A 14,145-nucleotide genomic window follows, 5' to 3' on the forward strand; every position below is an offset into this window, starting at 1 on the left:
GAGGTTTCCTCACCGCGGCGATCTTCCTAAGGTGCGAGTCACGAACAGCGGGCTGGTCCATACCTGATGCCCGTCGAATTGGTTGCCGCGCACATATATTGCGCTGTTACCGCCGGGCAGGCGCAGGTTGAGTCCCCCGGTAACGTTGGCCGGCAACGCCTTCGGGTCGGCGATTCGCTCGAGGCGGATGTGTAGATTGAGAGCGCCCACGGTGACGTCACGATGCCCCTCGGCGATCAGCTCCGTTCCGGAGAGGGTCACGCTGATGCTCGAGTTGTCTTCGCGCACCGTCGTGTCGAACGCGAATCGCGCGCGGCTGAGGTCGCCGAGCCGGACCACGAAACCAATATCCGAACCGTAAGTCTTCGTATCCCATGCGATGGTCGATCCGTCAAATTCGACGACCTGTTCGGGATGCGTGATCGCCCACGGGATTACGTCTTCGACTGCGGTGCCATCGACACGCATTTGGCCCGACCAGCTGGCCCACCGGTAACGGTCGCGGTGCCGAGCCCCACCCCACCGCACACGGACCAGGTCATCAGAAAGCCCGGTTTCGGCGTGCAAGTCACGGCGCCAGATCAAGCCGGCGCTGTCGTAGACGGCCACGTCATCCCATCCGGTGGTGCCGTACAGAGCGTATTCGGAGCTCAATTCGTCGGCATCCGTGGTGAACTCGTCACCCATCCATTTGTCGCCACTACGCAGCAGGGCGACCGCACGGGCTCCCGTCGTGGCCCAGGTGCGCCGGGCCCGCAGTGCGGCACCGATGTCTCCGGCGGAAAGGGCCGGCGCCACAACGCCGGTGAGCCCACCAAAGCCACCGAAGATGTTGGCTCCTGGTGCCCCGGCCCCAGGGCGGCCGCGGTGTTCATCGCCGGCGGCACTCGCCCCCATCCGTAGCCCCCGCGCCAGCGCGTCCTCAAAAAACCATGGGCTGCTTCCCCAGGTCGAGTGAACCTCGATCAGCCGCTCCAACTCGGGGTGATGCCAGTCCAGGATCGCTCGACGACCGCCGACGTGCGGAATCAGCAGGTAGGACTCCGGATCCTTCTCATAGGCGGCATATAGCCGGGTGACCGGCCAAGTCTGCGGCGTGGGAACTGTGGCTGCCATGCGCTGATGCCATTCCAGTGAGCGCGCCAATGTGGTGTCCTCGCCGAGGAAGACCACGTTGTGGTCGCCACCGGCACCTGCCGTGCCGCACCACTCCACCCCTGGGAAGCAGACGAAGCGGCCATCTTTGGCGATCCGCCTGCAAGCCTTGACGACGTCATCCCAAGCGTCGTCGGTGATCTGAAAATCGTTGGCGGTGTAGCCGAGTACGTCGAGCGCGGCGATGTCGCGGGCGTAGCGCAGATTCCAGTCGGTATCCTGCGTGCCTACGGTGTCATTGGAATGGACGTGCAGATCGCAAAAATAGGCCCGCGGCGCCGGGAAGTCGTCGACGACATCGACCAGGGTCTCGCCGCCCCGCAACACGGCGGTGCTGGTCTGGGCGACAACGGCGATGCGGGCAGCGACCGCGGGCACACACAGCGACGCCGTGGACCAGCCATTCGCAGGCGTACGAGCGCTGGCCACCGTGGCACCGTCGATCAGCGCATGCAGCGTCGCAGGGATATCGGAACACGTGTTGCCCCAACGGTCTTCAAGATGCGCGTAGAGGTGCACAACCGATGCCTCACTGCGCACAATGCGGGGGCCCTGCACGACGACCCGTTCCGGTGTGCCGGGCACGACGGCGATTCGATGCACAGCTGCGCGCGCCATGCGGGAGGTACCCAGCGGGTCGACGAACAGTTGGACCTCGAATTCGTCTTCGACGAAGGTCTGCACCCGCGTTCCCGGGCCGCCGAAACGGCGGTCGCCGCACCGGATCTCGATCACGTCACCGGGCCGCAGGTACCCATCCACGACGTGGATCAGCAGCGACTTCTGAAACGGACGCTCCCCGCCTTTGACGTCGTAGCTCGTGACCAGTCGCTGAACCGTCGCTGCACTGTCCTCGGATGCCCCCCCGACCAGCGATCGACTCACCAGGCGGGAGCTCGCGAAGTCGCGACCGTCCGGCCTCGTCGTTTGCAGATCCCAATCCGAGTAGTAGCGGAAGCAAAGCTTCAACCAACCGCTGTCCGCGATGCCAGATGCTCCGACGATGTAGGTGAACACCACCTCGTCGAGCGAACCCGCGACCATCCGGTCATGCGAGCAACGCAACTCTCCCAGAAACGGCAACCCGTCGAACTGCGCGGTGATCTCGTCGCGCACCACCGCGACGGAGCAGTCGTTACTGGTCAACGCCGGCTGTGGACGCACCACAACACCAGCACCCGAAGAGGGCGCGTGTGTAGACGGGTCCGCGGACATGGCCTAATCCTGAGGCCAACGCACTCCCAGAGTCCAGTGAATAGATATGGCGCAATTAATCATGGAGAATGAACAATTGTGAACCTGCAGCAGCTGCGCTATGTGGTGGCGCTGGCCGAGGCCAACAGTTTCACCAAGGCGGCCGAGGCCATGTTCGTCGTGCCATCGGCCTTGAGCCAGCAAGTCGGCCGGTTCGAAGACGAAATCGGGCTCAAGCTTTTCCAGCGGACTACCCGGTCCGTGTCACTGACCCCGGCCGGCGAAGAATTGCTGCCACTGGTGCGTCAAGTCGTTACCGGCATCGACCAAATCGCGGTCGACGCCCGGGCCCTCGCCGGCACCGTTCGCGGTCGGCTCACCGTCGGGATGATGGAAATCCCGTCCGAAAGCCTCGATGTGGCAACCCTGATGGCGACCTTTCACTCGCACTATCCCGACGTCACCGTCACGTTGCGCAGCGGTGGCAGCGACATGCTGATCGCGTCGGTCCGCGACCGAAACCTGGATGTGGCCATCGTGGGCTCCAACGTATCCACCGCCGGGGGTGCCTTGACGTTCACCCGTCTGTTCAGCGAGCCACTCATCGCCGTCATGCCCGCCCACCACCCACTTACCAAAAAACCATCGGTGTCCATCACCGCGCTGGCCGCATTACCGTTCATCGACTTTCCCCCGGGCTACGGTCTTCGACACGAAACCGACCGCGGCTTCGCCAACGCAAGCCGGCGTGTGGCTTTCGAAGTGACGCGCGTCGAAGAAGTCATCCACTTCGTGCGCAAAGACCTGGGTGTCGCGTTGCTGCCGGAATCCGTTGCCCGCACCCGCGCTGACGCCGATCCGACACTGGCGCTGCGGCCGGTTGCCGGAGCGGACATGCACCGCCGGGTATACCTCGTGGCCCCGCATTCCGACAAGCGATCCGAGGCGTGCAAGGCCTTCATCGGTTGCGTTGCCGAACACATCGGACAGACCGCGCCATGTCGCACGGCTCCGTCGAGAGCGGCTGTGGACACCACGAAGCCGACCCGCGGACCCCGCTGACCACAGCCGTTGCACCGGAAAGCGGGTTAACGCGCGGTCGGCCTGCCAGGTGACTTCGGCCGGATCCACGTTTTCGAATTATGCGTAGCAAGATTTTTACTTATCGACACTGTTTGCTTGGGCAACGTTTGCTCGGGATTTCCCCCCTGCTCACCTGAGGTGCCTTCTCGTTCAATCCCGAGGTAGACGGGTTCTTGCGTGCGTTTGCTTCCCGCGCCGTCGAGGGCGCAGCCGCCGAGATCGGAGCGCATCGATGACGCGGCGTCAGCTTCCGTTGGCAATAGTTTCTGCTGGCGACGGTGGCTAGCCTTTCGACAAACGAGCTTCAAGCGCCTGGTGTTGATGCCGGAACTTCTCAATGTTGTTGGCGCTCAACGCTAGTGAGCAAGCAAGCGTGTAAACCGATGAATGATCGCAGCCGGAGGCGGAGAAGAAAATGGATTTCGGGGCGTTACCGCCGGAGATCAACTCCGGAAGGATCTACGCGGGGCCGGGGGCGGCACCGTTGCTGGCCGCCGCGGCTGCCTGGGATGGGCTGGCGACCGAATTGCGCTCAACAGCAGCCTCTTACGGCTCCGTAGTCTCAGAGCTGAGGACCGGCTGGCTCGGACCCTCGTCGATGTCGATGGCGGCCGCGGCCGCGCCGTATGTTGCGTGGCTGAGCAGTGGCGCCGCGCAAGCCGAGCAAACGGCGGTGCAAGCCAAGGCCGCCGCCGGCGCTTATGAGGCCGCCTTCGCGGCCACGGTGCCGCCGCCGGTGATCGCCGCCAATCGAGCCTTGTTGGCATCACTGATTGCGACCAACTTCCTGGGTCAGAACACGCCGGCTATCGCCGCCACGGAGAGCCACTACGCCGAGATGTGGGCCCAAGATGCCGCCGCTATGTACGGCTACGCCGGCTCCTCGGCCGCCGCGACCCAGCTAACCCCGTTCACCGCGCCACCAACGACCACTAACGGCGACGGGGAAACGAACCAGTCGGCAGCGATCGCCTCCGCGATGCAGTCTTCAACGAGCTCCAATGTGGAAACCGCGCTCTCACAGGCGGTCTCGCAGGCCCCGGCCGCGGCGCAAAGCGGCACAACGAGCGCGGCGGCGACATCGGCGACCGGCCTTCCGCTAAGCCTGGGAGACGCGACCGGGGCCCTGACGAGCTTCAACAACGTCCTCAACGCCGCCACCGGACCATACTCACCGGGCGGGTTCGCGACCGTGGCGAAGAGCTACATCAACCTTGCGCTGAATATCGGGGGTCAGAGCCGTGCCTTGGCAAGCATTGGCAGCGTGCTTCACCCCGCTCGCATCGGGCTGTTGGCGCCGTTGCTACATAGCGATCTTCTGACCGGCTCCACCGCAATCCATTCGGCGGGAACGGTTTCCGCCGCGGTGGGCCGGGCCGAAGTCATCGGAACGATGTCGGTACCGGCGAACTGGGCCTCAGCCGTCCCGGCGGTCAGGACGCTCGCCTCGGAGCTGCCGGAGACCATGGTCGACGCCGCCCCAGCGCTGGCCACGAACGCTGAGGCAGGCATGTTCGGCCCCGCGGCCCTGTCGAGCCTGGCCGGACGGGCCGCCGCCGGGACCGCGACTCGCGCCGTGGCCGGGACGGCCGTCCGCGTGCCCGGCGCGGTGGCCGCCGACGACATCGCCACCACTTCCACTGTCATCGTGATACCGCCGAACGCACAATAAAGGAAGGGCGCGGCAATGGTTTTCGGGGACTTCGTATTACGGCCACCGGAGTTAATCTCCGCCCAAATCTACTCGGGCCCCGGCGCGGAGCCACTGCTGGCCGCGGCCGCGGGCTGGGAGGCGCTGGCCGCCGCGTTGCACTCAACCGCATCATCCTACGGCTCAGTGATTTCCGGGCTGGTAAGCGACGGGTGGGAGGGCCCGTCCTCGGCATCCATGGCGGCCGCGGCCGCGCCTTACACGACCTGGCTGTCGACCACGGCGGATCAGGCAGAGCAAACCGCCGCCCAAGCCCGGGCCGCGGCCAGCGCCTACGAGGCCGCGTTGGCGGCCACCGTACCACCAACGGCTGTGGCGGCGAACCGCAGCCAGCTGGCAGCACTACAGGCGACCAACATTTTTGGGCAAAACGGCGCGGCCATCGCGGCCACCGAAGCGGAGTACGGCCAAATGTGGGCCCAGGACGTCGCCGCGATATCCAGTTACGCCAGCACGTCAGAAGAAGCCAGTCAGCTCACCCCGTTCAAAAAAGCTCCAGCCACGACGAACAACACCAGCAACGCAACCCCGGCGGCAACCGCGGCGAGCACGTCGTCCACGTCATCAACTACGTCTACGTCGTCGTGGCTGACACAGTTGGAAAACTACATCAATTCGCTCACCAAGCAATACACCCAATCTTGGGAGAATCTGCTTGGGGGGACTGGAAACTCGAAGATAGCACCGGCGTGGGAGCAGCTGTACTCCAGCATCAAGGGAATCAGCGGGCAAGTCACCTGGGCCAACACGGCCGGTGCCAGCTTCAGTACGGGCGTTCCGGTGTGGAAGAGCTCCTATCTCTACGCGCCGTGGACCGCTGGGTTGTCGAAAGCGTCGCTGGGCGCCGGTCTGACGTCGCCGGGGCGTCTTGCCGCCGGCATTTCGACGCAGCCGGTATCGGCGGTCCTGGGCAACGCGCCCACCGTGGGCAAGTTGTCGGTGCCATCCAACTGGGCAACCGCCGCCCCCGCGATCAGACTCTCCTCCAACGCATTACCGACCACCGACGTCGCTGCGGCCCCCGCGGCGGGTTTTCCCGGCGGGCTGGTCAACGAATCGACCCTGGGCAGCCTGGCCGGCGGTGCGCTGGGTAGCCCCGCCGCCCGGGTCGTGAGCTCAACCGGCATCCAGAACCGGTCAATCGCCGGCGAGCGCCGGGCAGGGCCGGTCAAGCTCGACCGCATCATCGCGCAATTGCAAGAAATGCCGGATCAGGTGCAGCACTGGAACGTCGATGAGGCCGGCCTCGACGACCTGGTCGCCAAACTGAGAACAACACCCGGCGTCCACGCGGTACACGTAAGCGACGAGTCGGCAGCGACCGCAGCGCAGCCAGAAACACAGTCGGGATAACCAGAGGGCGATGCGGCCGTCTCCAACGGCGACAAGCAGGAGAGCCACACAGCCGCAACGGAAATAACCACCACCATGCGACACACCGAAGGAGGATCATGAGACTGTTGCTGGCGCTTGTCGGCATAGCGATGGGGATCGCTATGGCGGTACCCGCCCACGCCACGCCAGGCGAGGATGAGCCGGCCAGCGACGAAAACACCGAATCCTTCCTCTCCGACCTCCACACCGTAGGGATCAGCTTTCAAGATCCAGCCCAGGCCGTCAACGCCGGCAAATCAGTGTGCGGCCTGATTTCGCGCGGCGAATCAGGCCTTCAACTCCTCATCGACCTCCGCGACAGCAACCCCGCACTCACCACCAGCGGCGCCGCTCAGTTCGCGACCATCTCGGCGAAGGCGTACTGCCCGCGACAACTCCAAGCTGCGGATGGCGGCAAGGGCAGTCGCTGAACGACCAAGGAAATATCGCGGGCCTTGCCCCCCCCGATGGGTCGGTCGTGCCGTGCTCGGTGTGCTTCCGCACTGCGATCCTCCGCTGGCGGTCGAAGCTACGGCTATTTCTGGTAGGACAGCGCCCCGGTGCCCGCCAGCTGGCCGCCTTCGACGATCAGGTATTCGGGACGGATGGGCGCACCGGCGAACCAGTTTTCCAGGATTTCCCTGGTGCCGGCCGCGTAGCGCGCCTGCGCGGACAATGTGGTGCCCGAAACATGCGGTGTCATGGCATTATTCGGCATCGTTCGCCAGGGGTGATCGGGGGGCGGCGGCTGCGGATACCACACGTCTCCGGCGTAGCCGGCCAGCTGACCGGACCTGAGCGCAGCCGCGATGGCCTCCGGGACGGTCTCCTCGGCGCGGGCGGTGTTGACGATGTAGGAGCCCCGCCGCATCGTCGAGATCAGCTTTTCGTCGAACATCCTGCGGGTGTCGTCGTAGAGCGGCGAGTGGATGGACACCACGTCGACCGCCCGAACCAGCGATTCGACCGTGGGGTGAAACGTCACGTTGAGCTGTTTCTCGGTTTCGGGCGCCAGCCGCCGGGTGTCGGTGTAGTGCAGGTTGACGTCGAACGGCGCCAGCCGGCGCAAGACCGCGCGACCGATCCGCCCGGCGGCGATCAAGCCGACGTCCATGCCCTCCAGGTCGTAGGCGCGCGCCGCGCAATCGGCGATGTTCCAGCCGCCGTCGACCGCCCACCGATGCGACGGCACGAAATTGCGTACCAGTGCCAGGATTTGCATCACCGTGTGCTCGGCGACGCTGATGCTGTTGCTGTATGTCACCTCGGCCACGGTGATGCCGCGCGCCTGCGCCGCATCCAGATCCACGTGGTCCGAGCCGATGCCGGCGGTCACCGCCAGCTTCAGGTTGGGTGCCTTGGCGATGCGCTCCTTGGTCAGGTAGGCGGGCCAAAACGGTTGCGATATAACAATTTCGGCGTCGGCCAGCGCGCGCTCGAATTCCGAGTCGGGGCCGTTCTTGTCCGACGTCACCACCAATTCGTGCCCGGCGCCTTCGAAAAACTTGCGCAGACCCAAAGCGCCCGACACACAGCCGAGGAGCTCGCCGGGGGTGTAGTCGATCGTCGACGGGCTCGGCAGGGTGCTGCCGTCGGGGTAGCCCTGGATCGTCGGGACGCGCTCGCGCGCATAGCGCGGCGGGAACCCGTCGACGGGGTCGGGGTAGAGCACCATCACACACTTGGCCATCGAGTCCTCCTTCAGCCGGGGGTCAAGCCCAGTGTCGGGAGGCGACCGCGCGGTTGTCCAAGACGCGATTCCGACCGTCCGATAGGCGGCGCCGATCAGCGCCGCTAGGACGGCTCGCTGAGCGTCGCGCCGATGCGTGCCTCGCGCGCCGTGCGGCGCAGCGCGCGGGTCAGCAACGATCCCGGCTCGGCCCGGTTGGTGACCAGCGCGATCAGCGAGGTGACCGACGGGCGCCGCAACCGCAGCACGCTGACCCCGGGGGGCACGCCCAGGGTGTGGATCCATGGTTGCGGCACGATGCTCGCCCACCGGCCGGTGCGGACATGGGCGAACAACGCTGCCACGGAATCGGTTTCCAGCTGCGGGGTCACCTGCAGGCCGTGGGTGGCCAGCGCGTCGTCGATGACCCGGCGCCCCCGCATGCCCTGCGTCAGCAGACACAGCGGCAGCTGCACGGCATCCGACCACGCCAGGGTGTCCGCCTCACCGCCAAGGAGTTCGGCGGCGGCGATGAGGACTGGCCGCTCGTGATACAGCGGGGTGACCAGCAGGTCGGCCGTGTCCTGTTGGTCCGGATAGAGGATGCCCGCGTCCAGTTCGAACTTGCGGACCCGTTCCACGATGCCGGCCGAGCGCAGGTTGACCTCGAGTTGAACCCGCACCAGCGGATGCGCCGCGCAGAACGGATCCGTCAGCAGCGCAACGGTAGTCGAAGCGGCCGGCACCACACCGAGGCGCAGTTCCCCGGTCAGGCCGGCTCGCAGCGCGGTGACCTCCTGCTTGAGGGCATCGCGGTCGGCCAGGATGCGCCGCGCCCACGGCACCAGACGCTCCCCCTCCGGGGTGAGGCCCTCGAACTTCTGGCCGCGCCGCACCAGGGGCACGTTGAGTTCGGATTCGAGCTTGCGGATGGCTTCCGACAGCGCCGGTTGAGACACGTAACACGTGCGCGCCGCGCGCGCGAAGTGGCGCTCCTGCGCGAGCGCGACGAAGTACTCCAGCTGACGGAACAGCATATGACCATTCGACCACGCGTCCGGCTGCGCCCCCGCTCCTAGGTACTGCCACGGCCGGCGCGTTGCTTACAGCGTTTCGTCCAGCTCGCCGAGGCGGTCGGTCAGCCGCAAATTCTCGGAGTAGTCGACCGGGCAACTGATCAGCGAGACGCCGTCGTCGTCGAGCGCGGCCCGCAGCGTGGGCAGCAGTTCGTCGGCGCTGCTAATTCGGTATCCCTTGGCGCCGAAACTTTCTGCGTAGGTCACCACGTCGGGGTTATTGAACTTCACGTAGTAGTGCGACCCGAGTTCGAGGTCCATCTTCCATTCAATGAGGCCGTAACCGCCGTCGTCCCAGATCAGCACGACCAGCGGGATCCGCTCGCGCACGGCGGTCTCGATTTCTTGCGAGTTCATCAGGAACGCTCCGTCGCCGACGGCAGCCAGTACCTTGGCCTCCGGCTGGGCCAGCTTGACGCCCAACGCTCCCGGGAGGGCAAAACTCATGGTGGACAAGCCATTTGAGATCAGGCAGGTGTTGCGCTCGAAGGTCGGGTAGAGCCGAGCCATCCACATCTTGGTGGCGCCGGTGTCAACCAGGACGATGTCGCTGCGGCCCAGCGCCGCGCGGGTGTCTGCGACCACCCTGGCGGGTGCCAGCGGGTAACGCGAATCCTGTTGCCCCCGTGCGAATTCTTCCGCCAGCAGACCCGAGCCGGGCACATCGGCGGCGTGATCGAAGGTGTGACCGGACAACGCGTCGGTGAGGGCGTTCAGCGAGTCGCTGATGTCACCGATGATCCCCACGTCTACCGAGTAGTGCGCGTCGACCTCGGCGGGGAAGCGGTGAATGTGGATGATCTTCTTGTCGGCCTGCGGGTTGATCCGGACCGGGTCGAATTCCTGCAACTCGTAGCCGACGGCGATGACGGCGTCGGCGTTGTCGAACCCGAAGTTGACGTAGTCGTGCCGCATGAAGCCCAACGTCCCGATGCTGTTCGGATGATCGTCGGGCATCACGCCCTTGCCGTGGAAGGTGTTGGCCACCTGGATGCCGAATTCCTCGGAGAAGCGCACCAGCGCTTTGGTGGCGTCGGCGCGCGCGGCGCCGTGCCCGGCGAGCACCACCGGGCGCTTGGCGTTGCGCAGCACATCGACGGCGCGCGCTACCTGGCGGGGCGCCGGGGCATCGGCGCGGACGACGTTGCGCGGCAACGGACCCAGGTCGTAGTCGGTGTCGTCGGCATCGATGTGCTCGGGCACGGCCAAATACACCGCGGCCGGACGCTCGGCCTCGGAGACTTTGAACGCCTTGCGGATCATCTCGGGAATGGCGCGCGCCGTCGGGATGCCGGCCGACCACCGGGTGATTGGGGCGAACATCGACACCAGGTCCACGTACTGGTGTGACTCCTTGAACTCCCGGTCGTGGCCCACCTGCGCGGAGATGGCGACCAGTGGGGTGCTGTTGGTGGTGGCGTCGGCCACCCCGAGCTGCATGTTGATGGCGCCGGGCCCCAGCGTGGCCGACACCACCGCGGCGCGTCCGGTGACCCTGCCGTACATCTCGGCCATGAACGAGGCGGCCTGCTCGTGCCGGGTGAGCACATAGCGGATGGTCGAGGACGCCAGCGCCTGCACCAACCGGATGTTCTCCTCACCCGGCACCCCGAACACGACGGAAACACCCTCGTTTTCCAGGCACTTGACGATCAGCTCAGCGGCTTTGCTCATCCGACACCTCCCTTAAGGGAACGATAGTGGCAGGCTAGGAGTTGGACTCTTCAGCCTTAAGCAACACGAACCCGATGAAGGAGGGCCGACGTGCCCATCGCCACCATTAACCCGGCTACCGGCGAGACAGTGAAGACCTTCACCCCGGCCACCGATGAAGAAGTCGACGCCGCCATTGCGCGTGCCTACGAACGCTTCCTTGATTACCGCCACAACACCACGTTTGCCCAGCGGGCGCAGTGGGCAAACGCCACCGCGGACCTGCTCGAAGCGGAGGCCGACGAGGTCGCCGCCATGATGACCCTGGAGATGGGTAAGACCCTGAAGTCGGCCAAGGCGGAAGTACTCAAGTGCGCCAAGGGTTTTCGCTACTACGCCGAGAATGCCGAGCAGCTGCTGGCCGACGAACCGGCCGACGCCGAGGCGGTGGGCGCGAAGAAGGCCTACACCCGCTATCAGCCGCTCGGGGTGGTGCTGGCGGTGATGCCATGGAACTTCCCGCTTTGGCAGGCCGTCCGGTTCGCCGCACCGGCGCTGATGGCCGGCAACGTCGGGATCCTCAAGCACGCGTCGAACGTGCCGCAGACCGCGCTGTACCTCGCCGACGTGATCGCCCGCGGCGGCTTCCCCGAGGGGTGTTTCCAAACCCTGCTCGTCTCCTCCAGCGCGGTCGAGCGCATCCTGCGCGATCCGCGGGTGGTGGCGGCGACCCTGACCGGCAGCGAACCGGCCGGCCAGTCGGTGGCGGCCATCGCCGGCGACGAGATCAAGCCGACCGTGCTCGAACTCGGCGGCAGCGACCCGTTCATCGTGATGCCGTCGGCGAACCTGGACGAGGCCGCCAAGACCGCGGTCACCGCCCGGGTGCAGAACAACGGCCAATCGTGCATCGCCGCGAAGCGGTTCATCGTGCACACCGACATCTACGAAGCGTTCGTCGACAAGTTCACCGAGCAGATGGAGGCGCTGACCGTCGGTGACCCGACCGACCCGGACACCGACGTGGGTCCGCTGGCCACCGAGTCGGGCCGCGACGAGATCGCCAAGCAGGTCGACGACGCCGCCGCGGCGGGCGCGGTGATCCGGCTCGGCGGCAAGCCCCTCGACCGGCCGGGGTGGTACTACCCGCCGACGGTGGTCACCGACATCACCAAGGACATGGCGCTCTACACCGAGGAGGTGTTCGGACCCGTGGCGTCGATGTACCGGGCCGCCGACATCGACGAGGCCATCGAGATCGCCAACGCCACCACCTTCGGCCTGGGGTCCAACGCCTGGACCAACGACGAGGCCGAGCAGCAGCGCTTCATCGACGACATCGAGGCCGGCCAGGTCTTCATCAACGGGATGACGGTGTCCTACCCGGAGCTGGGATTCGGTGGCGTCAAGCGGTCGGGCTACGGGCGCGAGCTCGCGGGCCTGGGCATCCGCGCGTTCGTCAACGCCAAGACCGTGTGGGTCGGGGAATCCGAAAGCGGGTCTTCGTCGGGCGACGACAAGGTCGAGTGACTGCTGGCGAGCAGACGCAAAAGCCCGCGACACGCCGAAGTGTTGGGGGCTTTTGCGTCTGCTCAGCGTCAGACCGCAGCCAGGGCCTTCTCGTCCTCCTCGGCGAAGGTGTCCTCGAGCTGGACCGGCGAGTAATCGAGGTCGATCTCGCTGAGCGGTCGCCCCCGCGCGCTGGAGATGGTGCCGAAGCGCCGCATCCCCTTGTCGGAGGCGTAGGCCATGAACTCGTCCACCGACAGGCCGAAGGGCATCGGGTCATAGAGGGCGAAGCCCTCCTCGATCAGGCGCAGGCCCAGCGGCATCAGCTCGTTCATCCGCGTTTCGAAGACGCCCCAGTTGGCGTCGTCGGCTGCCACGTGGCGCCGGCAGGTGAACGTGCCCCACGCCATGTGCCGCCGCTCGTCGTCGCCGATGCGACGCACCAGCTCCTGCATGCCGGGCAGAATGCCGCGCTCCACGCAGATCTTGTGCCAGCCGAAATAACCGGTCAGCGCCAGCATGCCTTCGACCATGTGGTTGTAGGTCACCGACGCCCGTACCTGGGCGGCCGGCGACGGATCGACCGTCAGCGCGTTCAGGCACTCCGGCAGTTCCTCGTAGAAGATCGTGCGGTAGGCCGGCACGTCGTCGAGGAAGTAGTGCAGGTCCTCGGTGATGCCGACGGCGTCGAGCCACATGCGGAACACCTGGACGTGCTTGGCTTCCTCAAAGGCGAACTGCGTCAGATACATCTCGTCGCCGAGCCGGCCTTCGGCCCGCATCGCGGCCATGAACGGCTGGATGTCCTGGGTCACCGACTCCTCGCCGGCGATGAACTCGGCGCACAGCCGGGTCGCATAGCTGCGTTCGTCGTCGGTGAGCCGCTCCCAGTCCTCGCGATCGCGGGAGAAGTCGATGTCGGCCGGATTCCAGAATTTTGCGTTGCCGCCCGCGAAGAGCTTGAGCGGCAAGCTGTCCCAGTTGAGGCCGCCCTGGGCCATCGAGGCGATTCGGGTGCGATTCATGTGACCTCCTCAGATCGTTTGGGGGCTGGGCTGATTGGCGCGGCCGAGAACGCCGCCGCCAGCACCGCGACCAGCCTGCGTACCGCCAGGGCCGGCTGTTCGGGTGTGCGCTCGTCAAGGCCGAGGATCGGATCCAGGCCGCGCATATACGGCGCCAGTGCCAGGTGCGGGAAGATCAACAACAGCAACGACAGCAGCGCATCGGTGTCGGAATTCGCGCGCAGGTCGCCGCGCAGCTGCGCGTCGCGCACCAACGGGCGCATCACTTCCAGGTAGTGCCGGTGAATGACGTGCTGCACGCTGACTCGGGCTTCGGTGTCGACTTCCAGGGTCGCCGCGGCGTGCAGCGCGCGTTCGTGGGGATGGTCGGCGAAGTAGGCCACCCAGGCGTCGAGCCAGTCGGTGAGGAACTCGAAAAACGGCCGGCTCGGATCCAGTTCGCGGATGCGGTCCTCCATGTGGGCCCGCACCCGCTGGCTGCCGACGTCGGCGATGAACGCGTAAAGGTCGCGCTTGTCCGCGAAGTACTGGAACAGGCTGCCCTTGGCGACCCCGGCGCGGCGCGCGATGACGTTCAGGCTGCCGCGGGAGAACCCGTGCGCCCCGAACTCCGCCTCCGCGGCTTCGACGATCGCGGCGCGCCGGGCGGGGTCCACCCGTGCCCAAGTCACCGTTGGCAACGCGGCCTCCTAACGT

Annotated in this window: 11 protein-coding genes; 5 read left to right on the forward strand and 6 right to left on the reverse strand. The window is 66.1% G+C overall.

Annotation, left to right across the window (positions count from 1 at the left end; all coding sequences use genetic code 11):
• Positions 1-9: 9 nt before the first annotated feature.
• Positions 10-2,370: a CehA/McbA family metallohydrolase domain-containing protein gene (locus BST14_RS10835; protein WP_083064511.1), complete on the reverse strand. Its 2,361-nt coding sequence runs from the start codon at positions 2,368-2,370 to the stop codon at positions 10-12.
• A 78-nt stretch (positions 2,371-2,448) separates the two neighbouring features.
• On the opposite strand from BST14_RS10835, the gene BST14_RS10840 reads away from it, so the two are divergent.
• From BST14_RS10840 to BST14_RS10855, 4 genes are all read left to right on the forward strand, one after another.
• Complete coding sequence (locus BST14_RS10840; protein WP_083064512.1) at positions 2,449-3,411, forward strand: LysR family transcriptional regulator; 963 nt, start codon at positions 2,449-2,451, stop codon at positions 3,409-3,411.
• Positions 3,412-3,847: 436 nt separating this feature from the next.
• The gene (locus tag BST14_RS10845) at positions 3,848-5,104 is read left to right on the forward strand and encodes a PPE family protein (protein ID WP_083064513.1); all 1,257 of its coding nucleotides are present in this window, start codon (positions 3,848-3,850) and stop codon (positions 5,102-5,104) included.
• A gap of 15 nt (positions 5,105-5,119) precedes the next feature.
• Positions 5,120-6,496: a PPE family protein gene (locus BST14_RS10850; RefSeq protein ID WP_083064514.1), complete on the forward strand. Its 1,377-nt coding sequence runs from the start codon at positions 5,120-5,122 to the stop codon at positions 6,494-6,496.
• A 98-nt stretch (positions 6,497-6,594) separates the two neighbouring features.
• Entirely contained in the window at positions 6,595-6,948 is a 354-nt protein-coding gene (locus BST14_RS10855) for a DUF732 domain-containing protein (protein ID WP_083064515.1), read from the forward strand.
• A 104-nt stretch (positions 6,949-7,052) separates the two neighbouring features.
• On the opposite strand, the gene BST14_RS10860 is transcribed toward BST14_RS10855, so the two are convergent.
• The 3 genes from BST14_RS10860 to BST14_RS10870 all read right to left on the reverse strand — a co-directional run bounded on the left by BST14_RS10860 (position 7,053) and on the right by BST14_RS10870 (position 10,936).
• On the reverse strand, positions 7,053-8,207 hold the full coding sequence (locus BST14_RS10860; RefSeq protein WP_083064516.1) for an NAD-dependent formate dehydrogenase: 1,155 nt from the start codon (positions 8,205-8,207) through the stop codon (positions 7,053-7,055).
• Between the two features lie 104 nt (positions 8,208-8,311).
• Positions 8,312-9,223, reverse strand: coding sequence for a LysR family transcriptional regulator (locus tag BST14_RS10865; RefSeq protein WP_083064517.1), 912 nt, complete (start codon positions 9,221-9,223; stop codon positions 8,312-8,314).
• Between the two features lie 66 nt (positions 9,224-9,289).
• Positions 9,290-10,936 (reverse strand): acetolactate synthase large subunit, encoded by a 1,647-nt coding sequence (locus tag BST14_RS10870; RefSeq protein WP_083064518.1) that lies wholly within the window; start codon positions 10,934-10,936, stop codon positions 9,290-9,292.
• A 90-nt stretch (positions 10,937-11,026) separates the two neighbouring features.
• On the opposite strand from BST14_RS10870, the gene BST14_RS10875 reads away from it, so the two are divergent.
• Positions 11,027-12,445 carry an NADP-dependent succinic semialdehyde dehydrogenase gene (locus BST14_RS10875; protein WP_083064519.1) on the forward strand — a complete coding sequence of 473 codons (1,419 nt, stop codon included), beginning with the start codon at positions 11,027-11,029 and terminating at the stop codon, positions 12,443-12,445.
• A 68-nt stretch (positions 12,446-12,513) separates the two neighbouring features.
• Here BST14_RS10875 and BST14_RS10880 read toward each other — a convergent pair whose 3' ends face one another.
• Both BST14_RS10880 and BST14_RS10885 read right to left on the reverse strand, forming a co-directional pair.
• Positions 12,514-13,449 carry a R2-like ligand-binding oxidase gene (locus BST14_RS10880; RefSeq protein WP_083064520.1) on the reverse strand — a complete coding sequence of 312 codons (936 nt, stop codon included), beginning with the start codon at positions 13,447-13,449 and terminating at the stop codon, positions 12,514-12,516.
• Positions 13,446-14,129 (reverse strand): TetR/AcrR family transcriptional regulator, encoded by a 684-nt coding sequence (locus BST14_RS10885; RefSeq protein WP_083064521.1) that lies wholly within the window; start codon positions 14,127-14,129, stop codon positions 13,446-13,448. Before BST14_RS10885 ends, BST14_RS10880 begins: the two co-directional genes overlap by 4 nt.
• Positions 14,130-14,145 lie beyond the last annotated feature (16 nt).

This window comes from Mycobacterium arosiense ATCC BAA-1401 = DSM 45069 (assembly GCF_002086125.1).
GTDB classification, from domain to species: Bacteria; Actinomycetota; Actinomycetes; order Mycobacteriales; family Mycobacteriaceae; genus Mycobacterium; species Mycobacterium arosiense.

What these genes read in the sequence shown, in the direction of transcription:
- BST14_RS10835 (WP_083064511.1), bottom strand. Translation starts at nt 2,370, where the DNA reads ATGTCCGCGGACCCGTCTACACACGCGCCCTCTTCGGGTGCTGGTGTT.
- BST14_RS10845 (WP_083064513.1), top strand. Translation starts at nt 3,848, where the DNA reads ATGGATTTCGGGGCGTTACCGCCGGAGATCAACTCCGGAAGGATCTAC.
- BST14_RS10850 (WP_083064514.1), top strand. Translation starts at nt 5,120, where the DNA reads ATGGTTTTCGGGGACTTCGTATTACGGCCACCGGAGTTAATCTCCGCC.
- BST14_RS10855 (WP_083064515.1), top strand. Translation starts at nt 6,595, where the DNA reads ATGAGACTGTTGCTGGCGCTTGTCGGCATAGCGATGGGGATCGCTATG.
- BST14_RS10860 (WP_083064516.1), bottom strand. Translation starts at nt 8,207, where the DNA reads ATGGCCAAGTGTGTGATGGTGCTCTACCCCGACCCCGTCGACGGGTTC.
- BST14_RS10865 (WP_083064517.1), bottom strand. Translation starts at nt 9,223, where the DNA reads ATGCTGTTCCGTCAGCTGGAGTACTTCGTCGCGCTCGCGCAGGAGCGC.
- BST14_RS10870 (WP_083064518.1), bottom strand. Translation starts at nt 10,936, where the DNA reads ATGAGCAAAGCCGCTGAGCTGATCGTCAAGTGCCTGGAAAACGAGGGT.
- BST14_RS10880 (WP_083064520.1), bottom strand. Translation starts at nt 13,449, where the DNA reads ATGAATCGCACCCGAATCGCCTCGATGGCCCAGGGCGGCCTCAACTGG.